Genomic DNA, 23,664 nt, shown 5'->3' with positions numbered 1-23,664 from the left:
GCGGCAGTATTCCCTTAATGTTTGAGGTGTTTATGAGTGACTCTTCCGCTGCGGCACGTCCCACAAGCGGGTTGATTACCGACTGGCGACCTGAGGATAATCAGTTCTGGCAGCGTACCGGCCAGCATACCGCTCGTCGTAATCTGTGGATCTCCGTGCCTTGTCTGCTGCTCGCTTTCTGCGTCTGGATGTTGTTCAGCGCGGTGGCGGTCAATCTGAATAAGGTGGGTTTTCGTTTTACCACCGATCAGCTGTTTATGCTGACCGCGCTGCCGTCGGTCTCCGGCGCGCTGCTGCGCGTGCCGTACTCCTTTATGGTGCCGATTTTCGGCGGCCGTCGCTGGACGGCGTTCAGCACCGGCATTTTGATTATTCCGTGCGTGTGGCTGGGTTTCGCGGTGCAGGATACCTCCACGTCGTTTGGCACGTTTATTATCATTTCACTGCTGTGCGGCTTTGCCGGGGCGAACTTCGCCTCCAGCATGGCGAACATCAGCTTTTTCTTCCCGAAACAGAAACAGGGCGGGGCGCTCGGCATTAACGGCGGTCTCGGCAACCTGGGCGTCAGCGTGATGCAGCTGGTGGCGCCGCTTGCGATTTCGCTCTCCATCTTCGCCGCGTTCGGCAGCGAAGGCGTGGCGCAGGATGACGGCACGCGCCTGTATCTGGAAAACGCCGCGTGGGTGTGGGTGCCGTTCCTCGCGGTCTTTACGCTGGCGGCCTGGTTTGGCATGAACGATCTGGCGACGTCAAAAGCCTCTTTCCGGGCGCAACTGCCGGTGCTCAAGCGCGGCCACCTGTGGATGATGAGCCTGCTCTATCTCGCGACTTTCGGCTCGTTCATCGGTTTCTCGGCGGGCTTTGCGATGCTCTCGAAAACCCAGTTCCCGCAGGTGAACGTGATGCACTTCGCCTTCTTCGGGCCGCTGCTCGGCGCGCTGGCGCGCTCGGCGGGCGGGGCGATTTCCGACCGTCTGGGCGGCACGCGCGTGACGCTGGTGAACTTCATTCTGATGGCGGTATTCAGCGCGCTGCTGTTCGTCACGCTCCCGTCAGGCGGCGTCGGCGGCAACTTCGCCGCGTTCTTCGGCGTGTTCCTGGCGCTGTTCCTGACCGCCGGGCTCGGCAGTGGTTCGACCTTCCAGATGATCTCGGTGATTTTCCGCAAGCTGACGATGGATCGCGTGAAAGCGGCGGGCGGCAGCGATGAGCAGGCGATGCGTGAAGCAGCGACCGATACCGCGGCGGCGCTCGGGTTTATCTCCGCCATCGGCGCTATCGGCGGGTTCTTTATCCCGAAAGCCTTCGGTACGTCGCTGGCGCTCACCGGCTCCCCGGCTGGCGCGATGAAAGTCTTCCTGGTGTTTTACATTGTTTGCGTGGTGCTGACCTGGCTCGTGTACGGGCGTAAATCAGCACGCTAACCGGTTAACCTTTTGGTTATCCTTTGCGCGGCCTGGCCGCGCTTTTTTTATACTTCAATTAGTTACAACATACTTTATGTTGGCGCGAGCGTTTCAGCGCGGACGGCGCACTGGAAAACCGCAAATTAGCGTGGTGGGGAGAGCAGTTACTTTCAGACTACCCCTTAATACCCGACGGTTAACCGAAACCGCTTAAAAACACGCCATTTTTGTAAAAAACATAATATATCCAAAGAGTTGTTTGATTTAGTCAGATCACCCTTTGGGGGTACTGGCGTTCTGGCGGGCATTTTCTAAGCCAGACCACGTTGATCGTTGTCAATTCTGCTGGTTAATCCGCGCGTTACCGTCCCGTCCATTGAGCCAATGTCGATTTGACCAGAGAGCCAACAGGCTCCACACAGGAGAACACCCCCGATGAGTAAATTCCTGGACAGGTTCCGCTATTTCAAACAGAAAGGCGAAACCTTTGCCGATGGGCATGGACAACTTCTGGATACGAACCGGGACTGGGAAGAGGGTTACCGTCAACGCTGGCAGCATGACAAAATTGTCCGCTCCACCCACGGCGTTAACTGCACCGGTTCCTGCAGCTGGAAGATTTACGTCAAAAACGGTCTCGTCACCTGGGAAACCCAGCAGACCGACTACCCGCGCACCCGCCCCGATATGCCGAACCACGAGCCGCGCGGCTGCCCGCGTGGGGCCAGCTACTCCTGGTATCTCTACAGCGCCAACCGTCTGAAATATCCGCTGATGCGCAAACGCCTGATCAAACTGTGGCGCGAAGCGAAAGCGCAGCACAGCGATCCGGTGAACGCCTGGGCGTCCATCATGCAAGACAGCGAAAAGGCGAAAAGCTACAAACAGGCGCGCGGACGCGGCGGTTTTGTGCGCTCCTCCTGGCAGGAAGTGAATGAGCTTATCGCCGCGGCCAACGTCTGGACCGCCAAAACCTACGGCCCCGACCGCATCGCGGGCTTCTCGCCGATCCCGGCGATGTCGATGGTGTCTTACGCCTCCGGCGCGCGTTACCTGTCGCTTATCGGCGGTACCTGCCTGAGCTTCTACGACTGGTATTGCGACCTGCCGCCCGCCTCGCCGATGACCTGGGGCGAACAAACCGACGTGCCGGAATCCGCCGACTGGTATAACTCCAGCTACATCATCGCCTGGGGCTCTAACGTTCCGCAGACCCGTACCCCGGACGCCCACTTCTTTACTGAAGTTCGCTATAAAGGCACCAAAACCGTCGCGGTCACGCCGGACTACGCCGAAATCGCCAAACTGTGCGACCTGTGGCTGGCGCCGAAACAGGGCACCGACAGCGCGATGGCGCTGGCGATGGGCCACGTCATGCTGCGTGAATTCCACCTCGACAAACCGAGCCAGTATTTCACCGACTACGTTCGCCGCTACACCGACATGCCGATGCTGGTGATGCTCGAAGCGCGCGACGGCTTCTACGCCGCAGGCCGTATGCTGCGCGCCTCGGATCTTGTCGATAATCTGGGCCAGGAAAATAACCCGGAATGGAAAACCGTCGCGTTCGATAACCGCGATGGCGATATGGTCGCGCCGAACGGCTCTATCGGTTACCGCTGGGGCGAAAAAGGCAAATGGAACCTGGAGCAGCGCGATGGCGCCACCGGCGAAGAGACCGAACTGCGCCTCTCGCTGCTGGGCCATCACGACGAGGTGGCAGAGGTTGGCTTCCCGTATTTTGGCGGCGAAAGCAGCGAACATTTCCAGAGCGTGAAGCTTGAAAACATCCTGCTGCATAAACTGCCGGTGAAACGCCTGCAGCTTGCCGACGGCTCCAGCGCGCTGGTGGCGACGGTCTATGACCTGACGCTCGCCAACTACGGCCTGGATCGCGGTCTTGGCGATGGTAACTGCGCGGCGAGCTACGACGATGTGAAAGCCTACACCCCGGCCTGGGCCGAACAGGTGACCGGCGTGCCGCGCGCGCAGATTATTCGTACTGCCCGCGAGTTTGCCGATAACGCTGACAAGACGCATGGCCGTTCGATGATCATCGTCGGCGCCGGTATGAACCACTGGTATCACATGGACATGAACTACCGTGGGCTTATCAATATGCTGGTGTTCTGCGGCTGCGTCGGCCAGAGCGGCGGCGGCTGGGCGCACTATGTGGGCCAGGAGAAACTGCGTCCGCAAACCGGCTGGACGCCGCTGGCGTTCGCGCTGGACTGGAACCGTCCGCCGCGTCATATGAACAGCACGTCATTCTTCTATAACCACTCCAGCCAGTGGCGCTATGAATCCCTGACGACCGACGATCTGCTGTCGCCGCTCGCGGATAAATCACGCTACAGCGGCCATCTGATCGACTTTAACGTGCGCGCCGAGCGCATGGGCTGGCTGCCGTCCGCGCCGCAGCTTGGCACTAACCCGCTGCGCATCAAAGCCGCGGCGGACGCCGCCGGAATGAGCCCGGTGGATTACACCGTGAGCGCGCTGAAATCGGGCGACATTCGCTTCGCGGCCGAAGAGCCGGAAAACGGCAAAAACCACCCGCGCAACCTGTTCGTCTGGCGCTCCAACCTGCTTGGCTCTTCCGGTAAAGGGCATGAGTACATGCTCAAATACCTGCTCGGCACCGAGAACGGCATTCAGGGCAAAGATCTGGGCCAGCAGGGCGGCGTGAAGCCCGAAGAGATCGAATGGCAGGACAACGGCCTCGACGGCAAACTGGATCTGGTGGTGACGCTCGATTTCCGTCTCTCCAGCACCTGTCTCTATTCCGATATCGTGCTGCCGACCGCCACCTGGTATGAGAAAGACGACATGAATACTTCGGATATGCATCCGTTTATTCATCCGCTTTCCGCCGCGGTGGACCCGGCCTGGGAATCCAAAAGCGACTGGGAGATTTACAAAGGCATCGCGAAGAAATTCTCTGAGCTGTGCGTTGGCCATCTCGGCGTGGAAACCGACGTCGTCACGCTGCCTATTCAGCACGACTCCGCCGCCGAACTGGCGCAGCCGCTGGATGTGAAAGACTGGAAAAAAGGCGAATGCGACCTGATCCCCGGCAAAACCGCGCCGCACATCATTGCGGTGCAGCGCGACTACCCGGCGACGTATGAGCGCTTTACCTCCATCGGCCCGCTGCTCGACACCATCGGCAACGGCGGCAAGGGCATCTCCTGGAATACCCGGAGCGAAATGGATCTGCTGCGCAAGCTTAACTACACCAAGCAGGACGGCCCGGCCAAAGGCCAGCCAATGCTGAACACCGCGATTGACGCCGCCGAGATGATCTTAACGCTCGCGCCGGAAACCAACGGTCAGGTGGCGGTAAAAGCCTGGGCGGCGCTGAGTGAATTCACCGGCCGCGACCATACGCATCTCGCGCTGAACAAAGAAGACGAGAAGATTCGCTTCCGCGATATCCAGGCGCAGCCGCGCAAAATCATCTCCAGCCCCACCTGGTCCGGGCTTGAAGATGAGCATGTTTCTTACAACGCCGGTTATACCAACGTTCACGAGCTGATCCCGTGGCGCACGCTCTCTGGCCGTCAGCAGCTCTATCAGGATCACCCGTGGATGCGCGATTTCGGCGAGAGCCTGCTGGTGTATCGCCCGCCGATCGATACCCGTTCGGTGAAAGCCGTGATGGGGCAGAAATCCAATGGCAACCCGGAGAAGGCGCTGAACTTCCTGACGCCGCACCAGAAATGGGGCATTCACTCCACCTACAGCGACAACCTGCTGATGCTGACGCTGTCGCGCGGCGGCCCGATTGTCTGGATGAGCGAGGACGACGCGAAAGATCTCGGCATTGCGGATAACGACTGGATTGAAGTGTTTAACGCCAACGGCGCGCTGACCGCCCGTGCGGTGGTGAGCCAGCGTGTGCCTGCCGGGATGACGATGATGTATCACGCGCAGGAACGCATCGTGAATATTCCGGGGTCGGAAATCACCGGCCAGCGCGGCGGCATCCATAACTCGGTGACCCGCATCAGCCCGAAACCGACCCATATGATTGGCGGCTACGCGCAACTGGCCTACGGCTTTAACTACTACGGCACCGTCGGCTCTAACCGCGATGAGTTTGTGGTGGTACGTAAGATGAAGAACATTGACTGGTTGGACGGCGAAGGCAACGACCAGAAACAGGAGAGCGTAAAATGAAAATTCGTTCACAAGTCGGCATGGTGCTGAATCTTGATAAGTGCATCGGCTGCCACACCTGTTCGGTGACCTGTAAAAACGTCTGGACCAGCCGCGAAGGGATGGAATACGCCTGGTTCAACAACGTCGAAAGCAAGCCGGGCGTCGGCTTCCCGAACGACTGGGAAAACCAGGAGAAATGGAAGGGCGGCTGGGTGCGCAAAATCAACGGCAAACTGCAGCCGCGTATGGGCGGCCGCGGGATGCTGCTGGGCAAAATTTTCGCCAACCCGCATCTGCCGGGCATTGACGACTACTACGAGCCGTTCGACTTCGACTACCAGCATCTGCATAACGCGCCGGAAGGTAAACACCAGCCGATTGCCCGCCCGCGCTCGAAAATTACCGGCCAGCGGATGAATAAAATCGAAACCGGCCCGAACTGGGAGGAGATCCTGGGCGGCGAGTTCGAGAAGCGTTCGCAGGACAAGAACTTCGAAAACATGCAGAAGGCGATGTACGGCCAGTTCGAAAACACCTTCATGATGTATCTGCCGCGCCTGTGCGAGCACTGCCTGAACCCGGCGTGCGTGGCGACCTGCCCGAGCGGCGCGATTTACAAGCGCGAAGAAGACGGCATCGTGCTGATCGACCAGGACAAATGCCGCGGCTGGCGCATGTGCATCACCGGCTGCCCGTACAAAAAAATCTACTTCAACTGGAAGAGCGGGAAATCCGAGAAGTGCATCTTCTGCTATCCGCGTATCGAAGCGGGGATGCCGACAGTCTGCTCCGAAACCTGCGTAGGCCGCATCCGTTACCTCGGCGTGCTGCTGTATGACGCGGACGCCATCGAACAGGCGGCGAGCACCGAGCATGAAACCGATCTCTACCAGCGTCAGCTGGATGTGTTCCTCGACCCGAACGATCCGGCGGTCATTGAGCAGGCGCTGAAAGATGGCGTGCCGCAGAGCGTGATTGACGCGGCGCAGCAGTCGCCGGTGTGGAAACTGGCGATGGACTGGAAGCTGGCGCTGCCGCTGCACCCGGAATACCGCACGCTGCCGATGGTCTGGTACGTGCCGCCGCTGTCGCCGATTCAGTCTGCCGCCGACGCGGGCGAGCTTGGCCGCAACGGCATTCTGCCGGATGTCGACAGCCTGCGTATTCCGGTGCAGTACCTGGCGAACCTGCTGACCGCGGGCGATACCGCGCCGGTGCTGCTCGCGCTGAAACGCATGCTCGCGATGCGTCACTACAAACGTGCGGAAACCGTTGACGGCGTGAACGATACCCGCGCGCTGGAAGAGGTGGGCCTGACCGAAGCGCAGGCGCAGGAGATGTACCGTTATCTGGCTATCGCGAACTACGAAGACCGCTTCGTGGTGCCGTCGAGCCACCGTGAGCTGGCGCGCGACGCGTTCCCGGAACGTAACGGCTGCGGCTTTAGCTTTGGCGATGGCTGCCACGGTTCGGACAGCAAATTCAACCTGTTCAACAGCCGCCGCATCGACGCTATCGACGTGACGGTGAAAACGGAGCCGCGCCAATGACCGAACTGCTGATTATCTCCCGCCTGCTGGAGTACCCGGATGCTGCCCTGTGGCAGCATCAGCAGGAGCTGTTCGACGCGCTGGCAGAGACGCAACATCTGTCGCTGCAAAACGCCCATCATCTGGGCGTGTTTATCCGCGATCTGCTGCAGGAAGATCTGCTGGATGCGCAGGCGGCTTACGGCGAGCTGTTCGACCGCGGTCGCGCCACCTCGCTGCTGCTGTTCGAGCATGTGCATGGCGAATCGCGCGATCGCGGCCAGGCTATGGTGGATCTGCTGGCGCAGTATGAACGCGCGGGGCTTACGCTTGACAGCCGCGAGCTGCCGGACCATCTGCCGCTCTATCTGGAGTACCTGGCGCAGCTTCCGGCGCAGGACGCCATCAACGGCCTGCGGGATATCGCGCCGATCCTGGCGCTGCTCGGCGCGCGTCTTCAGCAGCGCGAAAGCCGCTACGCGGTACTGTTTGATCTGCTGATGGCGCTGTCCGACACGCAGGTGGATACCCGCAACGTGCGCGAGAAAATCGCCGCTGAGGCGCGCGACGACACGCCGCAGGCGCTGGACGCCGTCTGGGAAGAAGAACAGGTGAAATTCTTCGCCGACCAGGGCTGCGGCGAGTCTGACATCGCCGCGCACCAGCGCCGCTTCGCCGGAGCGGTCGCTCCGCAATATCTGAATATCTCTGCCGGAGGACAGCAATAATGCACTTCCTGAATATGTTCTTCTTTAGTATCTACCCGTACATTGCCGGTACGGTATTCCTGGTGGGCAGCTGGCTGCGTTACGACTACGGGCAGTACACCTGGCGCGCCGCCTCCAGCCAGATGCTGGACCGCAAAGGGATGAATATGGCTTCAAACCTGTTTCATTTCGGTATTCTCGGGATTTTCTTCGGCCACCTGTTCGGGATGCTGACGCCGCACTGGATGTATGAATCGTTCCTGCCGATTGCCGTGAAACAGCAACTGGCGATGATCGCAGGCGGGATCTTCGGCGCGATGACGCTCGTTGGCGGCCTGCTGCTGCTGAAGCGTCGCCTGTTCAGCCCGCGCGTGCGCGCGACCTCCACCGGCGCCGATATCCTGATCCTGGCGCTGCTGCTGACGCAGTGTACGCTCGGCCTTATCACCATACCGTTCTCTGCACAGCATATGGACGGCAGCGAGATGATGAAGCTGGTGGGCTGGGCGCAGAGTATTGTGACGTTCCGCAGCGGCGCGGCTGAGCATCTGGACGGCGTGGCGTTTATCTACCGCGTGCATCTGGTGCTCGGTATGACGCTGTTCCTGGTGTTCCCGTTCACCCGCCTGGTGCATGTCTGGAGCGCGCCGGTCGAGTATCTGACCCGCAGATACCAGGTGGTGCGCGCGCGTCGCTAAGGTTTTTTCCGCAACGCCAAACGCCAGTCCCGTCGGGCCTGGCGTTTTTTTTACGGCTTTACAGGCGGTTACGGCGTTGCCCGCTTCTCTTTCTTTCCCTGATTTTCACCGGGCTAAAAAACGCTGTGACCGGTGATGCCCATCATCAGGTCAACGGCTCCTCCTTGTGCAGGGCTGTCTGAACCGACCGCGCAGTTCTGCTCCGGCGGCGAAATTCACCCGGCGGCATGCCGGCGTGTTTCGCGAAGGCGACGCTGAACGCGCTCGCCGACTGGTAGCCTGTTCGCAACGCAATCTGTTCGACGTTTTCCTGGCCGCTTATCAGGGCTTTTCTGGCAAGCGACATGCGCCAGAAAAGCAGGTATTGCATGGGAGACATGCCGACGATCTCGCTGAAGGTGGCGAAAAAAGAGGAGCGGGACATGGCGCACTCACGGGCGAGCTGCGCGATTTGCCAGTCCGCGCCGGGTTTTTCATGAATAAGATGCAGCGCGGTGGCGATCTTTTCGTGTTGTAACCCGCGCAGAATACCTGCCGTTTTCGCGAGCTCCGGATCGCTTCGCAACGACTCAACCAGCAACAGTTGCAAAAGATGCGTCATGACCACGTCACGCCCCGGACGTCGGGCCCGGCTTTCATCCAGCAGGAGTTCGAAGAGCGTGACGAAACGGCGTTGTCCTTTAATCAGGATCGCGTTCGGGAGTAACGCGACGATAAGCGCTTTGTCCGGCGTGTCGAATTCACAATGACCCACATTCATCAGCAGCTCAGCCGGCCCCGTCGTTGCGCCAATTCTTACGTGCCCGTCGCCGAGGAGGGTTGGCATTGAGATAGCCGCGGGCGGCGCGGCGCCCGCGCTGGTGGTCTCAAAGGTGTATGTGGCGGGGATCAGAATGAAATCACCGGCAACCAGCAATCGGGGAGCTTTACCGTTGATGCTCATCAGGCATTCGCCCTGCAGCACGGCGCAGTAAAACGCCTCGCCCGTAGACTCGCGGAGAATACGCCACTGGCCTGCACCCTCAACGAGTTTTGCACGCGTGGGCCTGGGATTGAGTAACGTAACAATATCGGTTAAGGGATCTGCCACTGGACGCTCTCTAAAGTTAAGCGGATTTTTGATTATATATTGTCCAGCTGGCGACGGCTATGATTGCCGCTCTTGCCAACAGAGAGGATTAACCATGTCAACTGCACTGATTACCGGATGCTCTTCAGGTTTCGGGCTGGCCACAGCACAACTTTTTTTAGACAAAGGCTGGAAGGTGATCGCCACCATGAGAACGCCGGATCCGACGCTTTTCCCTGAAAGTGACCGGCTGACTATCCTGCCGCTGGATCTCACGTCTGAAGAGAGCATCACTGAGGTCGTGAAAAAAGCGGGCGCGATTGATCTGCTGGTGAATAATGCAGGCGTCGGCGCGCCGGTCCCGGTTGAACTGACGCCGCTTGCGACCGCGCGGCAATTAATGAATACCAATATTCTGGGCACGCTGTTATTAACGCAGGCGTTTCTCCCGCTGATGCGAGAGAGACAGTCAGGCGTGATCATCAATGTGTCGTCCTCTGTCACCACCAAAGCGATGCCGCTGATTGGGGTTTATCGGGCGAGTAAAGCGGCGCTGAATGCCTGGAGCGAGTCATTAGCCCTTGAGGTTCGCCCCTTTGGTATTCGCGTTCATGTGGTGTTACCGGGGCGCTCGCCCGAAACGAAATTTGGCGAAAACGCCAGGGCGTATTTTGGCGGGCGTGACGATCTGGCGTATGGGAAAATGGTGGATGAATTTATCCGCCAGGCAGGCAATGCCGACTCGCCCGTGACGCACGCCGATGACGTGGCGAATGCTATTTTTGCCGTGGCTCGCGATCCAAACGCGCCGCTGTACACCGCGGCGGGTGAGGATGCCATGCAATTTCTTACACAAGCGCAGCAACATTCCCCGTTTGCTTACTGAGTAGCCGGGCGAAGGTATAGAAGAGAGGGGAGTCCCTCTCTCTTTCTGAGCCACGCGGCAAGCGCGCTTACGGCTTACGGGGGCGTCGCCTCTTGTTGTCGCGCGTAGACCACCAGCCTCAGATGCCGGTCTTCATCCACGGTCAGAGACGTAAATTCGAACGGCACGGGGTTTTCTTCTATCAGCAAACGGCGAACGCCGTTGCAGGGCGCGTGAACGTGGTGCTGACGCCACCAGGTTTTGAACTCTGGCGAGACATGTTCCAGCTCATCGACCAGTTCCTGAATATCTGTACTTTGGCTGGCGCGCGTGAAGTCGCGGCGAAAGCTTGAGAGCATCAGCGGAGCCTGTTCCTCCCAGTCAACCACCCGCGTCCGAAGAGCGGGATCGGTGAACAGAAGCCAGAGAAGGTTACGCCGCTCGGGTTGATGACGCGCGAAATGAAACAGCGCATCGGCGGGGGCGTTAAATCCCAGCACGTCCCAGCGCAGATTGAGCACAAACGCGGGGTGCGGCAGGTCATGCATCAGACGCCGCACCAGGGGCGGCAGCACGCACCAGGTCTTACCGGGCTCGGCCGGCGGGCGCTCATGCGCCAGCATAAACAAGTGTCGACGTTCTGCGGCATCCAGTTTCAGCACCCGGGCCAGATTATCCAGAAAAGTGGACGACACCCCGATATCCCGGCCCTGTTCAAGCCAGGTGTACCAGGTGAGGCCGACGCCCGCCAGCGCCGCGACCTCTTCACGCCGAAGCCCCGGCGTCCGGCGTCGGGTGCCGCTGGGAAGGCCGACATCGGCGGGTGACAGGCGCTCCCGCTGCGCCCGCAGAAAGGCGGCCAGATCGGTACGCGTTCGGTTCAGTGTTCGCATCGCTTATCTCATTGCTTTAAGTAATAGCATAAACTGTTAAATTGTAATGGTTTAACAGGGCGGTGAGAATCGTCGCATATTCTTCAGACAATGGATATGCGATATGAAATCACTCCACTCCTTTACGATGCCGGCCAAACGCGCCTCCCGCGCCGCGCCGCCCTGGGCAGGTTTGTCCGTACTCCTCCTCGCGGGGTTCGTCACTATTTTCGATCTGTTTGTCGTCAATGTCGCCATTCCCGGCATTCAGAGCGGGCTGCGCGCGGATTTCGCGCAGATTAGTCTCGTCGTCGCTGGGTATGAACTCGCTTTTGGCGTGCTGCTGATTACCGGCGGGCGGCTGGGCGACCGGTTCGGCCGCCGCCGGCTGTTCATTATCGGTATGGCGGGCTTTACCCTGGCATCAGCGTGTTGCGGCCTGGCGCCCGGCATCGGTTATCTTATCAGCGCCCGTGTCTTGCAGGGGCTGGCGGCGGCGCTGCTGTTCCCGCAGGTATATGCCTCCATTCGGGTTAACTTTGAGGGCGATGACAGACGCAAAGCCTTTGGCCTGCTGGGGATGACGCTGGGCCTGGCCGCGATTGCCGGTCAGGTGTTGGGCGGTTGGCTGGTACATGTCGATCTGTTCGGGCTGAGCTGGCGTAACATTTTTCTCATCAATATACCGGTGGGGGCGATCGCCATTCTCGCGGCACGCGCTATTCCCGAATCTACCGCCCCGCAGAGGCCTCAGCTGGACTGGACGGGCGTGGCGCTGGTCAGCATCGGGCTGACGCTGTTACTGGTTCCGCTAATCGAGGGGCCGGCGCAGGGCTGGCCTGCGTGGAGCTTGTGGTCGCCGGGTGCGGCGCTGGTGTTGCTCGCGCTTTTTTACCGGCAACAGGAACGACGCCGCAGAGCAGGGAAGTGGCTGCTGGTTGATATGCGTCTGATGTCGAAGCGCCAGTTTGCGCTGGGCACGTTACTGGTGCTGCTGGTCTACTCGACCTCCAGTTCATTTTTCCTCTGCTTTGCCTTACTGGCGCAGACGGGGATGGGGCTGGATCCTTTTCTGGCGGGAAGCCTGTTTGCGCCCTGTAGCGTAGGCTTTGTGCTGGCATCGCTGGCGGCGCCGCGTCTGGTGGCGAAAAAGGGAACCCGGACCCTGTTTTGGGGCGGCCTCATCTATGCGGTTTTTATCGGGGTGTTAATGGCGCAGGTCGGAATTTCTGGCGCTGAACTAAAACTTGCGACGCTGATCCCGGCGCTGATGATGATCGGCGCCGGTCAGGGTTACATTATGACGCCCTTACTGAACCTGGTGCTGGGTTTCGTCGACGAAGCGGAATCGGGCATGGCATCCGGCGTGATATCGACCGTGCAGCAGGTTGGCGCGGCGCTGGGCATCGCCGTTGTTGGCATCCTGTTTCATGGCGCGCTTTCAGAGGCGACGTCTCTGCCACAAGCCGGACAGTATGCCTGTGCGTTTGTGTCCGGGATGCTGTACAACCTCGGAGCGGCTGTCGCTACCTGCCTGCTGTTGCTGATTCTGGTAAAAACGCAGCGGGCAAGATGCTGATGGCGCTTCATCCGTGCCGGTTATGCCGGATCGTCCCGGCGTGAGCGGATACCCAAAAGAATCATCACGCCTGCGCTTGCTAATCCCAGCGCCGCAATAAGTAAGGCTGGCTGGAGTGAGCCCGTCAGGTGGACGCTGGCCGACGATATCAGCGGGCCCGTAAGCTGGCCTGTCGCATAGCCGGAGGTCAGCAAGGCCACCGTTGTTGCTACCGGTCCGGTGGTCACCTGACGGGCAAGCCTCATGGTCAGTTGCATAATCGAGAGAAAACCCAGCCCGGTCATGATCGTGGCAATGAATAAACCCGCGGCTCCCGGCATCAGGACCGGCATGGCCACGCCCGCCCCCTGCAGCAGCATCGTCAGGGCAAGCGTGTTGCGCGTGTCAATGCGGGCGGCAAACAGGATAACCAGCAGTACGCCCGCGACCGCGGAGAGGCCAAACAACGGCCAGAAAAAAGCCGCCAGCGCTCCTCCGGCGAACACCTCCCGCGCCATCTGTGAGAGAAAGGTCGCGGGCAGGATGTAGCCAAAGCCTGCCAGCGTATAAGCGGCCAGGAGGATTTTGAGCTCGCGGCTCATGCTTACGGGCTGCGCCTGGGTCTGACGCACAGGCAATGACGCCGGAAGCTGTTTCCATATCAGCGCTGCGCCGACAACTGCAACGCCGCCATACACCATCCATGCGCCTTCAGCGTTTACATGATGGCCTGCCATAGCCCAGGCCAGCAAACCTGTCAGGGTGATACCGGCGCCCGGTCCGGTAAAGACCGCGGCTGACATGCGCGGCGCCCCGTGAGTGCCAAGCATCAACTGCGTCCATGATGTGACAATAATCAGCGCCCATGCGCCTCCTGTGCCAGCCACAAAGCGATACAGACACTGCAGCGAAAAATTAGTGGTAAATCCGGAGAGTAAGGTCACCAGCGCTGTAACCAGCAAACCGGTTTTCAGGTAGACCGCATGATGCGCTTTCAACCGGCTGACGTGCACGGCGCCGCCCAGATAGCCGATATAGTTCATCGCGGCCAGTATGCCGGCGCTGGAAAGGGTTAAATGCCCGTCTGCTATCATCAGCGGGATCTGAGGCGTCAGCGAAAATCGACCCATGCCCATAACGACAATCAGGGTTACCATCCCCGTCAGCATTGTCATGACGCTTTTTTTCAGGCTCCAGGCGTTTCTTTGCTCATCAGAGAAGGACTGCACAGACATACTTTGCTTTACTCCGGTTGGATGTCGTAATCTGGCCGGCGATACTAAACAACGATCGGTCTGTGAAAAATGGGGCGATTTATCCTGTGACTGAGAGTCATACCCTGGAGCCGCGAGTTTGCGCAGAGACGACGTTAAAAATTTCTTGACCCGCCACCGGGCGCGTCTGAACCCTGAGCGCTATGGCTTCAGCGTGCAGAACCGGCGCGTCAAGGGCCTGCGGCGTGAAGAGGTGGCGCAACTGGCGGCGGTAAGCGTCAGCTGGTATACCTGGCTTGAACAGGGCAGGGAGATAAGCATCTCGCCGGCCGCCATACAGCGCATCGGAAAGGTGTTGCAGCTTTCACCGGCCGAGCAGGAATACCTTGAGGCGCTGATTTTTGGTAAAAACAGCACTCATCAGGTGTATTCAGCGCTTCCCCCCGAAGTGGTCGCTATGGTCGATGCGCTTCATCCTCACCCGGCCTTCGTCCGGCTGGCTAATATGGATATCCTTTACTGGAACGAGGCCGCCCGAACGCTTTTCTTTGACTGGTCGGTGATGCCCGTAAAAGATCGCAACTCCCTGAAGCTGATGTTCCTGTGTGAGGATTACCGCACGCGTATTCACGACTGGGATAAGGCCGCCAGGCACACGATTTCCGCGTTTCGCTCTTACTATGCCGCCAGCAACCGGGCACAGGCGTTTGAAGAGGTGATCGACGATCTGTTATCCAGAAGCGCTGATTTCCGCACGATGTGGAACTGTCATGAGGTTAAAAAAGTGGGGGCGGGAAACAAGACGATTATAGATATCCACGGGCAGATTAACTCTTTTACCTTTACCTCGCTGGAGGTGGAAAGCGCGCCGGGCATGTACCTGATTTTTTATATGGCGCACGGAGCGAAAACCGGCTGAAGGCAAATGCCCTGATCTCTCGTTATCGCTCGACCCGAGTCCTTGTTGAAGGATCTCATCCTTCCCCGGTTCAAAGCATATGCAAGGCAGGAGAGTGTATCAGTCTGGGGAGATATTCAAAGGAGATGGTGGTGGGGGAAGGATTCGAACCTTCGAAGTCTGTGACGGCAGATTTACAGTCTGCTCCCTTTGGCCGCTCGGGAACCCCACCACGGGGTAATTCATATTGTAGAGGTACTGCGTGAGATGGTGGTGGGGGAAGGATTCGAACCTTCGAAGTCGATGACGGCAGATTTACAGTCTGCTCCCTTTGGCCGCTCGGGAACCCCACCACGGGGTAAAACGCTTTATTTGCATTATCGTAGTCAGGAAGGATTATTCGTCGCTTCGCGACTCACCCTACGGTCCGTTGCCTGCGGCAACGTTCTCTCACTACGCTCGAGTCGAACCTTCGAAGTCGATGACGGCAGATTTGCAGTCAGCTCCCTGATGTACGCTCGGGAACCCCACCACGGGGTAATGCTTTTTACTGGCCTGCCTCCGCTGCGGGAAGCGGGGCGCATCATACCAAATGTCGCGCCCCTGTAAAGCCTTCCGTTAGTGAATAACGATTGTTTGCGTACTTTTTGCCCGTAACGTTTTAAACCTAAACAGAAACGGGCAATAACTTACAGAATAATCGTCCGGTTGCCGTAAACAAACACGCGCTGGGCCAGCACCTGATAGAGCGCGCGGCTAAGCACGTTTTTCTCAACGTCGCGTCCGGCGCGCATCATATCTTCCGCGGTATAGGTGTGATCCACATGGATCACGTCCTGCATAATGATTGGGCCTTCATCCAGATTGTCATTCACATAGTGCGCGGTCGCGCCGATGATTTTTACGCCGCGCTCATACGCCTGATGATAAGGACGTGCGCCGATGAACGCCGGCAGGAACGAGTGGTGAATATTGATAATCTTGTTCGGGAAGCGGGCGACAAAATCCGGCGTCAGGACGCGCATATACTTCGCCAGCACCACGTAATCCGGCTCGTGCGCCGCGATGGCGTCCGCCATCAGGTTATCGTGCGCTTCGCGGGTCAGCCCTTCATGGCTCACCAGCTCGAATGGAATATCGAAACGCTCAACCAACGGACGCAACGTCTCGTGGTTGCCGATAACCGCGGCGATGTCGACATCCAGACCGCCGTAGTTAGCTTTCATCAGCAAATCGCCGAGACAGTGCGCCTCTTTGGTCACCAGAATGACGATGCGGCGGCGCCCGGCCGGGTTCAGTTCGCGTACGGAGCCCGCAGGCAGGGCGCTGTCGAGGTCGGCCAGCAGCGTGGCGTCATTGAAAATGCCTTCCAGCTCGGTGCGCATAAAGAAGCGGCCGGTGCGGTGATCGACGAACTCATTGTTCTGCACAATGTTCAGCTCGTGCTTGTAGCAAATATTGGTGATGCGCGCGATGAGCCCTTTCTGATCCGGGCAGATGGTGCGCAGTACTTTACGTTGTAATGCTTGCATTGCAGGGGTGATCCTGTTGATGGTTTGCCAGTGTGTTGTCAGTCAGCGGTATTATTGCCCGCAACACTTTTTAAATTTTTTCCCGGAGCCGCAGGGACAGGGGTCGTTACGTCCAAAAACCGGGCGGGCGCCGTCGATATAGTACCAGCGGCCCTGTTCGTTCAGAAAACGCGAACGCTCAATAATCGCGCCGGATTTGCCATTTTCCTGGAAACGCGCCACGAAACTGACGTACGCTTCGCTTTCGGTATGACCAGGCGCTTCTTCAAAAATCGTCAGGCCAAGCCACTGTGTATGGGCAAAACCCGCTTCGATATCGGTTCGAAAGCTGTCTGCCTGGCAGGCGGGATGCCAGGTCTTTATCAGATAATCCGCATTTTTCATCACGAAAGCGCAGTAGCGAGAGCGCATAAGTTGTGATGCAAGGGCTGCGCTCTTGTTACCAGAAAGATAAGGCTGGCAACATAGGCTATACTCCAGAGCGCTACCGCAAGGACAAAGTTGCGACACGATTTCTCCTTGAGGACAAAATTAAGGCGTTAAACGCCACAGCGGCACTATGTTAACCGAGCGACGGCCTTGATGCCACGCCGCCGCCTGATATGCAGACTTTTACGCCCGCGGCGCCTGATGCCGGGGCAGACCTACACACAGCAAGGCTTAGCCTTACACAAAGGTATAAAATAAAGTATCCACATGCTGCAGTTTATCTTTTGGTCACAGGGCCCTATCACCCTCGCTTCATTGCACCAGGCGCAAAAGCGTTATGTTTCTTCCTGTTGCGCTGACATTCTTCGGGCAATTCTGACAGGCACAGCCCGCCTGAGCATGCCAAACTTGGCAACAAGTCATTCAGGGGGGGAGAGATGACGCAACCATTAGCCGGCAAACAGATCCTCATCGTTGAAGATGAAGCCGTTTTTCGTTCGATGCTTGACGCATGGCTTTCATCGCTGGGCGCGCAGACGCATCTTGCCGAAGATGGCGTTGACGCGCTCGAGAAAATGCACGACGCCGCGCCAGATCTGCTGATTTGCGATCTGGAAATGCCGCGAATGAATGGCCTGAAGCTGATTGAGCGTCTGCGCAACGACGGCAATCAAACCCCGATTCTGGTGATTTCCGCGACGGACAATATGTCTGATATCGCCAAAGCGCTGCGCCTTGGCGTGCAGGACGTGCTGCTAAAACCCGTCAAAGATTTTAACCGGTTGCGTGAAACCGTTTACGCCTGTCTCTATCCCAATATGTTTAATTCGCGCGTCGAGGAAGAAGAGCGGCTGTTCCAGGACTGGGACGCCCTGGTCAATAACCCTCACGCCGCGGCGAAATTGCTCAAAGAGCTACAGCCGCCGGTACAGCAGGTGATGTCGCATTGCCGCGTGAATTACCGCCAGCTGGTCGCCGCCGATGAACTGGGGCTGGTGCTGGATATTGCGCCTATCTCCGACAACGATCTGGCGTTTTATTGCCTCGATGTGACGCGCGCCGGTGACAATGGCGTGTTGGCCGCGTTGTTATTACGCGCATTGTTTAATGGATTACTTCAGGAACAGCTGTCGCAACAACGCCAGCGTTTACCTGAGCTTGGGGCTTTACTTAAGCAGGTAAACCAATTGTTACGCCAGGCGAATTTGTATGGACAGTTTCCTTTACTGGTAGGTTATTACCACAGCGAATTAAAAAACCTCATATTAGTCTCCGCGGGTCTTAACGCGACGTTAAATACCGGAGATAACCAAATTCAGCTCAGCAATGGTGTCCCTTTAGGCACTCTGGGTAATACTTACTTAAATCAAATCAGCCAGCGTTGCGAGTCCTGGCAGTGCCAGGTCTGGGGCGCAGGCGGCCGCTTAAGACTCATGTTGTCTGCGGAATGAGCATTTGATTTATCTGATGCAGATAGCTTTTCTCGGCTATCTGCTCAGGTGGTAATATCGCGTCAGTTTTCTTCGTATTTGTCCTAAATTGCCATGACGCAAGGGTATTCAGACTCTTTCCCCATTTTTTAACTGATATACTCGAACGCGTTTTTAATTGACGAACAAGTGTGAAACTTGAACAGTCCAGGAGAATATTCAATGGCTGCCATTAATTCGAAAGTGAAAAAAGCAGTAATCCCGGTTGCGGGATTAGGAACCAGGATGTTGCCGGCCACGAAGGCGATTCCAAAAGAGATGCTGCCGCTGGTGGATAAACCGTTAATTCAGTATGTCGTTAATGAGTGTATTGCCGCCGGCATTACTGAGATTGTTCTGGTCACTCACTCCTCAAAAAATTCCATCGAAAACCACTTCGATACCAGCTTTGAACTCGAAGCGATGCTGGAAAAACGCGTTAAGCGCCAGCTGCTGGAAGAAGTGCAGTCCATCTGCCCGCCGCATGTGACCATCATGCAGGTGCGTCAGGGTCTCGCGAAAGGCCTGGGCCATGCGGTAATGTGCGCGCATCCGGTCGTCGGCAATGAGCCGGTGGCGGTGATCCTGCCGGACGTTATCCTCGATGAATTTGAATCCGATCTCTCCCAGGACAACCTGGCGGAAATGATTAAGCGTTTCGACGAAACAGGCCGCAGCCAGATTATGGTGGAGCCGGTAGAAGACGTAACCGCGTACGGCGTGGTGGATTGCCAGGGCGCGCAACTGCAGGCGGGCGACAGCGTGCCGATGGTGGGCATCGTTGAGAAACCGAAAGCCGACGTGGCGCCGTCTAACCTCGCGGTTGTCGGTCGTTATGTGCTTGGCGCGGATATCTGGCCTCTGCTGGCGAAAACCCCTCCGGGAGCGGGTGATGAGATCCAGCTGACCGACTCCATCGCGATGCTGATGGATAAAGAAACCGTCGAAGCCTACCACATGAAAGGCAAAAGCCACGACTGCGGCAACAAACTGGGTTACATGCAGGCCTTTGTGGAATACGGAATTCGCCACAATACGCTGGGTGAAGAATTTAAAGCCTGGCTTAACGACACCGTCGGCGACAAGAAGTAATTAATCACCCGGGACAACGTAATGAAAGTAACCGTATTTGGTATTGGCTACGTAGGGCTGGTACAGGCCGCTGTACTGGCGGAAGTTGGGCATGACGTGATGTGTATCGACGTCGACGCCAACAAGGTTGAAAACCTGAAAAAGGGTCTCATCCCGATCTATGAGCCCGGCCTGACGCCGCTGGTGAAGAAAAACTACGAAGAAGGGCGTCTGCATTTCAGCACCGACGCCGCAGAAGGGGTTAACCACGGCGTAATGCAGTTTATCGCCGTGGGTACGCCGCCGGACGAAGACGGCTCCGCTGATCTGAAATATGTCACGGCTGTGGCGCGCACTATCGCCCAGCATATGACCAGCCATAAAGTCGTGCTGGATAAATCCACCGTTCCGGTGGGTACTGCCGACAAAGTGCGTCAGGTAATGAGCGAAACGCTGAAAGCGCGCGGCGCGGATTTCCCGTTCGATGTGGTTTCCAACCCGGAATTCCTCAAGGAAGGGGCGGCGGTCGCCGACTGCATGCGCCCTGAGCGTATCGTGGTCGGTACCGATAACGACGACGTGGTCGAACTGTTGCGCGAACTCTATGAGCCGTTTAACCGCAATCACGATCGTATGATCCTGATGGATATCCGCAGCGCCGAGCTGACCAAATATGCCGCCAACTGCATGCTGGCGACCAAAATCAGCTTTATGAACGAGATCTCAAACCTGGCGGAACGCCTGGGCGCGGATGTCGAGAAAGTGCGTCAGGGTATCGGTTCCGATTCCCGTATCGGCTACCACTTTATCTACCCTGGCTGCGGCTACGGCGGCTCCTGCTTCCCGAAAGACGTTCAGGCGCTGATCCGTACCGCTGAGCATATCGGCTACGTGCCGCGTCTGCTGAAAGCGGTTGAAGACGTCAACAACGATCAGAAGATGAAACTGCCGGAGTTTATTCGCCGCCATTTCGGTGACAATCTGCAAGGCAAAACTTTCGCGTTGTGGGGCCTCTCCTTTAAACCAAATACCGACGATATGCGTGAAGCCTCCAGCCGCGTGCTGATGGAAGAGCTGTGGAAACATGGCGCGACCGTACAGGCTTACGATCCGGAAGCGATGGATGAAACCCAGCGTATTTACGGCCATCGTGCGGATTTGCGTTTGATGGGCACCAAAGAAGCGGCGCTGCAGGGCGCGGACGCGTTGATTATCTGCACCGAGTGGCAGGCATTCCGCGCGCCGGATTTTGATTTCATCAAAAATTCCCTGAAAGAACCGGTTATCTTTGATGGCCGTAACCTGTATGATCCGGCAAGGCTCAGCAAACGCGGCTTTGTTTATTATGCAATCGGCCGTGGAGCATCCATTAACATTGCATAATTAATGAGGATCGTATGAAATTTCTGGTTACCGGCGCAGCAGGCTTTATTGGTTTTCATGTTAGCGAACGTCTGCTGGCAGCCGGTCACCAGGTTATCGGTATCGATAACCTGAATGATTATTATGACGTCAACCTCAAACTCGCCCGCCTCAATCTTCTTAAACAACACACCGCGTTTCATTTCGAAAAAATTGATCTGGCAGATCGTCAGGCGATGGAAACGTTATTTGCCCAACACCAGCCGCAGCGCGTCATTCATCTGGCTGCGCAGGCGGGCGTACGTTATTCGCTGGAAAATCCTCATGCTTATGCGGATGCCAACCTGACGGGGCATTTAAACGTGCTGGAAGGTTGCCGCCATCATAAAGTTGAGCATTTATTATACGCGTCTTCCAGCTCCGTTTACGGGCTGAACCGTAAAATGCCTTTTTCCACCGACGATTCTGTTGATCATCCGGTCTCTTTATATGCGGCCACTAAAAAAGCCAATGAGCTGATGTCGCATACTTATTCGCATCTGTATGGTCTGCCGACGACAGGGTTGCGTTTTTTCACCGTATATGGCCCCTGGGGTCGTCCGGATATGGCGCTGTTTAAATTTACTCAGGCGATTGTCAAAGGCAGCAGCATCGATGTTTATAATCATGGCCAGATGCGCCGCGATTTTACTTATATCGACGATATTGCTGAGGCGATTGTTCGTTTGCAGGATGTTATTCCGCAGGCTGACCCGCAGTGGACCGTGGAAAACGGCTCTCCGGCCACCAGCTCCGCGCCATACCGTGTTTATAATATCGGCAACAGTTCTCCCGTTGCGTTAATGGATTATATTTCCGCGCTGGAAAAAGCGCTCGGCAAAGAGGCCCAGAAAAATATGCTGCCGATGCAGCCAGGCGATGTGCTTGAAACGAGTGCCGATACGTCCGCGCTGTATAAGGTGATTGGCTTTAAACCGCAGACCTCGGTAGAAGAGGGCGTGAAACGCTTTGTGGAGTGGTATAAAGCGTTTTATAACGTCGAAGGGTAACTCCTGCGGCTACTGCCGCTAAGCGCCTCTTGCTTGTTGTGAGGGGCCTTAAAAACAAAAATCCCGCCAGGGCGGGATTTTTTTATACAGCACCAAAAGCACTGTCTGAACGGAATTAATCCTTAATCAGGAAATCGTCCAGTTGTTTACCCTGCTCGTCGATCGCTTTTTTGATCACAGCAGGCGTACGGCCCTGGCCGGTCCAGGTTTTGCTTTCGCCGTTTTCGTCGGTATAACGATATTTAGCCGGGCGCGCAGCACGTTTAGCTTTAGTACCGGTTTTAGCGGCAGACATGCTGTTCAGCAATTCATTCGGGTCAATACCGTCAGCGATCAGCATTTCACGGTACTGCTGTAATTTACGAGTACGTTCTTCGATTTCCGCAGCGGCGGCGCTTTCTTCTTCACGGCGCTCATTAACAACCACTTCTAATTTCTCCAGCATCTCTTCCAGAGTTTCCAGAGTACATTCTCTCGCCTGTGCACGAAGAGTACGGATGTTGTTCAGAATTTTAAGTGCTTCGCTCATTGTAGTAATCTCAAACTTATAATGGGGTGGTGTGTTGAGGTAATAATAGAGCCTTAAATTCAGTTCTGCAATAGGCCGAAATGTAAGGAAGTCAAAATATCGGATTATTTGTGCGCATTTTAAAAAGTGACACTTAAATTTTTCTTGAACTGACGCACAACGTTACCGGGGTAAAATGTGCCCATCCTGTGCGGCATCAGGCGCCAATTCTCCAGAGAAACACCATTTTTTAAGGGATTATTATCGGCTATGAAAAATATCCGGCCTATCTATTAGTGGATGCTTCAGTGGCCCAGGACAGGTTCTTATTAGAATAGTCAGTAAGCCACGTCTATTAGATTAACAGGCTAAAATGGGCGTTCTCTCCACACTTTATCCACAATAGCAGGGGCAATTTGTTTCAAAGTGTTGAGCGTTGTTCCTTTCGCGTATCGCTATATAAGAAATGTCGTACCGGGCCTGGGCGGCTGCATGCCAGCCGCAGAGAATATGATACACTGGCGGCAACGTACCAACACTTAAGCCAGGGTTATCGAGCAGATGGCGCAACTTTATTTCTACTATTCGGCAATGAATGCCGGTAAATCGACAGCATTACTCCAGTCGTCATATAACTACCAGGAAAGGGGAATGCGTACGCTGGTTTATACCGCGGAAATTGACGATCGTTTTGGCGCAGGCAAGGTGAGTTCCCGTATAGGATTATCCTCGCCTGCACGGCTTTATAATGTTGAGACCTCTTTATTCGAAGATATTCGCGACGCCCACCATGAAGCCCCGGTTCATTGCGTGCTGGTGGATGAAAGCCAGTTTTTAACGCGTGAGCAGGTTTATGCGCTTTCTGAAGTGGTCGACAAGCTGGATATTCCCGTGCTCTGTTATGGTCTTCGCACCGATTTCCGTGGCGAACTCTTTGGGGGAAGTCAGTATCTGCTGGCGTGGTCCGATAAACTGGTGGAACTGAAAACCGTCTGCTTTTGCGGTCGTAAGGCGGGTATGGTGCTTCGTCTTGACCATGAGGGGCGGCCCTATAATGAAGGCGAACAGGTCGTTATTGGCGGGAATGAGCGCTATGTTTCGGTGTGCCGTAAGCATTATAAAGAAGCGCTGGAGAAGGGCTCTTTAAAGGCGGTGCAGGGTCATTAAAGCGCGCTCTTCAGGGATTCCTCGTTTCCTGTCGGAAAAAGCCTCAGAGACGCGCTGAGGCTTTTTTATGGAGGTCTGCATATGGGGCTGGTGCGGT

19 protein-coding genes, 2 tRNA genes and 1 other RNA gene are annotated in these 23,664 nt (G+C 56.7%); 13 read left to right on the top strand and 9 right to left on the bottom strand.

What is annotated here, in order from left to right; all coding sequences use genetic code 11:
• Nucleotides 1-32: 32 nt before the first annotated feature.
• The 5 genes from AFK65_RS11300 (at nt 33) to narI (ending at nt 8,504) form a co-directional block, all read left to right on the top strand.
• Nucleotides 33-1,424 (top strand): NarK family nitrate/nitrite MFS transporter, encoded by a 1,392-nt coding sequence (locus AFK65_RS11300; protein WP_115185119.1) that lies wholly within the window; start codon nt 33-35, stop codon nt 1,422-1,424.
• Between the two features lie 417 nt (nt 1,425-1,841).
• The gene (locus tag AFK65_RS11295; RefSeq protein ID WP_038857007.1) at nt 1,842-5,588 is read left to right on the top strand and encodes a nitrate reductase subunit alpha; all 3,747 of its coding nucleotides are present in this window, start codon (nt 1,842-1,844) and stop codon (nt 5,586-5,588) included.
• On the top strand, nt 5,585-7,120 hold the full coding sequence (gene narH / locus AFK65_RS11290; protein ID WP_038857009.1) for a nitrate reductase subunit beta: 1,536 nt from the start codon (nt 5,585-5,587) through the stop codon (nt 7,118-7,120). Before AFK65_RS11295 ends, narH begins: the two co-directional genes overlap by 4 nt.
• Nucleotides 7,117-7,827, top strand: coding sequence for a nitrate reductase molybdenum cofactor assembly chaperone (gene narJ, locus AFK65_RS11285; protein WP_038857012.1), 711 nt, complete (start codon nt 7,117-7,119; stop codon nt 7,825-7,827). The genes narH and narJ overlap by 4 nt, the downstream gene beginning before the upstream one ends.
• A complete protein-coding gene (narI, locus tag AFK65_RS11280; RefSeq protein WP_007698498.1) occupies nt 7,827-8,504 on the top strand; it encodes a respiratory nitrate reductase subunit gamma in 678 nt (225 codons plus the stop codon). Before narJ ends, narI begins: the two co-directional genes overlap by 1 nt.
• Before the next feature lie 145 nt (nt 8,505-8,649).
• Here narI and AFK65_RS11275 read toward each other — a convergent pair whose 3' ends face one another.
• Nucleotides 8,650-9,594, bottom strand: a complete 945-nt coding sequence (locus AFK65_RS11275) for an AraC family transcriptional regulator (RefSeq protein WP_038857013.1) — start codon at nt 9,592-9,594, stop codon at nt 8,650-8,652.
• A 94-nt stretch (nt 9,595-9,688) separates the two neighbouring features.
• Between AFK65_RS11275 and AFK65_RS11270 the strand changes: the two genes are divergently transcribed.
• Entirely contained in the window at nt 9,689-10,459 is a 771-nt protein-coding gene (locus AFK65_RS11270; RefSeq protein ID WP_007698494.1) for an SDR family oxidoreductase, read from the top strand.
• A 74-nt stretch (nt 10,460-10,533) separates the two neighbouring features.
• Here AFK65_RS11270 and AFK65_RS11265 read toward each other — a convergent pair whose 3' ends face one another.
• Nucleotides 10,534-11,331: a helix-turn-helix transcriptional regulator gene (locus AFK65_RS11265; protein ID WP_038857015.1), complete on the bottom strand. Its 798-nt coding sequence runs from the start codon at nt 11,329-11,331 to the stop codon at nt 10,534-10,536.
• A 103-nt stretch (nt 11,332-11,434) separates the two neighbouring features.
• Here AFK65_RS11265 and AFK65_RS11260 point away from each other — a divergent pair, with 103 nt between their 5' ends.
• Nucleotides 11,435-12,889 (top strand): MFS transporter, encoded by a 1,455-nt coding sequence (locus AFK65_RS11260; RefSeq protein WP_007698489.1) that lies wholly within the window; start codon nt 11,435-11,437, stop codon nt 12,887-12,889.
• Between the two features lie 20 nt (nt 12,890-12,909).
• Here the strand turns inward: AFK65_RS11260 and AFK65_RS11255 are convergent, their stop codons facing one another.
• Nucleotides 12,910-14,103 (bottom strand): YbfB/YjiJ family MFS transporter, encoded by a 1,194-nt coding sequence (locus tag AFK65_RS11255; protein ID WP_007698487.1) that lies wholly within the window; start codon nt 14,101-14,103, stop codon nt 12,910-12,912.
• 118 nt (nt 14,104-14,221) lie between these two features.
• Here AFK65_RS11255 and AFK65_RS11250 point away from each other — a divergent pair, with 118 nt between their 5' ends.
• Nucleotides 14,222-15,001, top strand: a complete 780-nt coding sequence (locus tag AFK65_RS11250; RefSeq protein ID WP_007698486.1) for a helix-turn-helix transcriptional regulator — start codon at nt 14,222-14,224, stop codon at nt 14,999-15,001.
• Nucleotides 15,002-15,127: 126 nt separating this feature from the next.
• On the opposite strand, the gene AFK65_RS11245 is transcribed toward AFK65_RS11250, so the two are convergent.
• From AFK65_RS11245 to AFK65_RS11230, 5 genes are all read right to left on the bottom strand, one after another.
• Nucleotides 15,128-15,212: transfer RNA gene (locus AFK65_RS11245), tRNA-Tyr, on the bottom strand.
• Nucleotides 15,213-15,248: 36 nt separating this feature from the next.
• Nucleotides 15,249-15,333 (bottom strand) — tRNA-Tyr (locus AFK65_RS11240).
• Between the two features lie 27 nt (nt 15,334-15,360).
• A non-coding RNA gene (locus AFK65_RS21065) (RtT sRNA) lies at nt 15,361-15,501 on the bottom strand.
• A gap of 168 nt (nt 15,502-15,669) precedes the next feature.
• Nucleotides 15,670-16,512 (bottom strand): formyltetrahydrofolate deformylase, encoded by an 843-nt coding sequence (purU, locus tag AFK65_RS11235; RefSeq protein ID WP_007698482.1) that lies wholly within the window; start codon nt 16,510-16,512, stop codon nt 15,670-15,672.
• A 51-nt stretch (nt 16,513-16,563) separates the two neighbouring features.
• Nucleotides 16,564-17,022, bottom strand: coding sequence for a YchJ family protein (locus AFK65_RS11230; RefSeq protein WP_071602510.1), 459 nt, complete (start codon nt 17,020-17,022; stop codon nt 16,564-16,566).
• 356 nt (nt 17,023-17,378) lie between these two features.
• Here AFK65_RS11230 and rssB point away from each other — a divergent pair, with 356 nt between their 5' ends.
• The 4 genes from rssB (at nt 17,379) to AFK65_RS11210 (ending at nt 21,892) form a co-directional block, all read left to right on the top strand.
• Nucleotides 17,379-18,392, top strand: a complete 1,014-nt coding sequence (rssB, locus tag AFK65_RS11225) for a two-component system response regulator RssB (protein WP_007775600.1) — start codon at nt 17,379-17,381, stop codon at nt 18,390-18,392.
• Nucleotides 18,393-18,593: 201 nt separating this feature from the next.
• Nucleotides 18,594-19,502, top strand: a complete 909-nt coding sequence (gene galU, locus AFK65_RS11220) for a UTP--glucose-1-phosphate uridylyltransferase GalU (RefSeq protein WP_007698477.1) — start codon at nt 18,594-18,596, stop codon at nt 19,500-19,502.
• A gap of 21 nt (nt 19,503-19,523) precedes the next feature.
• Entirely contained in the window at nt 19,524-20,864 is a 1,341-nt protein-coding gene (locus AFK65_RS11215) for a UDP-glucose dehydrogenase family protein (protein WP_007698476.1), read from the top strand.
• A gap of 14 nt (nt 20,865-20,878) precedes the next feature.
• Nucleotides 20,879-21,892 carry an NAD-dependent epimerase gene (locus AFK65_RS11210; protein WP_038857019.1) on the top strand — a complete coding sequence of 338 codons (1,014 nt, stop codon included), beginning with the start codon at nt 20,879-20,881 and terminating at the stop codon, nt 21,890-21,892.
• A gap of 115 nt (nt 21,893-22,007) precedes the next feature.
• Here AFK65_RS11210 and hns read toward each other — a convergent pair whose 3' ends face one another.
• Entirely contained in the window at nt 22,008-22,421 is a 414-nt protein-coding gene (gene hns / locus AFK65_RS11205; RefSeq protein WP_007679581.1) for a histone-like nucleoid-structuring protein H-NS, read from the bottom strand.
• A 540-nt stretch (nt 22,422-22,961) separates the two neighbouring features.
• Between hns and tdk the strand changes: the two genes are divergently transcribed.
• Entirely contained in the window at nt 22,962-23,567 is a 606-nt protein-coding gene (gene tdk / locus AFK65_RS11200) for a thymidine kinase (RefSeq protein ID WP_007698442.1), read from the top strand.
• Nucleotides 23,568-23,664: the final 97 nt, after the last annotated feature.

The sequence above is a fragment of the Cronobacter universalis NCTC 9529 genome (assembly GCF_001277175.1).
GTDB classification, from domain to species: Bacteria; Pseudomonadota; Gammaproteobacteria; order Enterobacterales; family Enterobacteriaceae; genus Cronobacter; species Cronobacter universalis.
Note: the sequence above shows the minus strand (reverse complement) of the source record. Positions and strands in the feature narration are given on the sequence as shown.

What these genes read in the sequence shown, in the direction of transcription:
- AFK65_RS11260 (WP_007698489.1), top strand. Translation starts at nt 11,435, where the DNA reads ATGAAATCACTCCACTCCTTTACGATGCCGGCCAAACGCGCCTCCCGC.
- narH (WP_038857009.1), top strand. Translation starts at nt 5,585, where the DNA reads ATGAAAATTCGTTCACAAGTCGGCATGGTGCTGAATCTTGATAAGTGC.
- AFK65_RS11265 (WP_038857015.1), bottom strand. Translation starts at nt 11,331, where the DNA reads ATGCGAACACTGAACCGAACGCGTACCGATCTGGCCGCCTTTCTGCGG.
- AFK65_RS11270 (WP_007698494.1), top strand. Translation starts at nt 9,689, where the DNA reads ATGTCAACTGCACTGATTACCGGATGCTCTTCAGGTTTCGGGCTGGCC.
- AFK65_RS11255 (WP_007698487.1), bottom strand. Translation starts at nt 14,103, where the DNA reads ATGTCTGTGCAGTCCTTCTCTGATGAGCAAAGAAACGCCTGGAGCCTG.
- narI (WP_007698498.1), top strand. Translation starts at nt 7,827, where the DNA reads ATGCACTTCCTGAATATGTTCTTCTTTAGTATCTACCCGTACATTGCC.
- AFK65_RS11300 (WP_115185119.1), top strand. Translation starts at nt 33, where the DNA reads ATGAGTGACTCTTCCGCTGCGGCACGTCCCACAAGCGGGTTGATTACC.
- rssB (WP_007775600.1), top strand. Translation starts at nt 17,379, where the DNA reads ATGACGCAACCATTAGCCGGCAAACAGATCCTCATCGTTGAAGATGAA.
- narJ (WP_038857012.1), top strand. Translation starts at nt 7,117, where the DNA reads ATGACCGAACTGCTGATTATCTCCCGCCTGCTGGAGTACCCGGATGCT.
- purU (WP_007698482.1), bottom strand. Translation starts at nt 16,512, where the DNA reads ATGCAAGCATTACAACGTAAAGTACTGCGCACCATCTGCCCGGATCAG.
- tdk (WP_007698442.1), top strand. Translation starts at nt 22,962, where the DNA reads ATGGCGCAACTTTATTTCTACTATTCGGCAATGAATGCCGGTAAATCG.
- AFK65_RS11295 (WP_038857007.1), top strand. Translation starts at nt 1,842, where the DNA reads ATGAGTAAATTCCTGGACAGGTTCCGCTATTTCAAACAGAAAGGCGAA.
- galU (WP_007698477.1), top strand. Translation starts at nt 18,594, where the DNA reads ATGGCTGCCATTAATTCGAAAGTGAAAAAAGCAGTAATCCCGGTTGCG.
- AFK65_RS11210 (WP_038857019.1), top strand. Translation starts at nt 20,879, where the DNA reads ATGAAATTTCTGGTTACCGGCGCAGCAGGCTTTATTGGTTTTCATGTT.
- AFK65_RS11215 (WP_007698476.1), top strand. Translation starts at nt 19,524, where the DNA reads ATGAAAGTAACCGTATTTGGTATTGGCTACGTAGGGCTGGTACAGGCC.
- hns (WP_007679581.1), bottom strand. Translation starts at nt 22,421, where the DNA reads ATGAGCGAAGCACTTAAAATTCTGAACAACATCCGTACTCTTCGTGCA.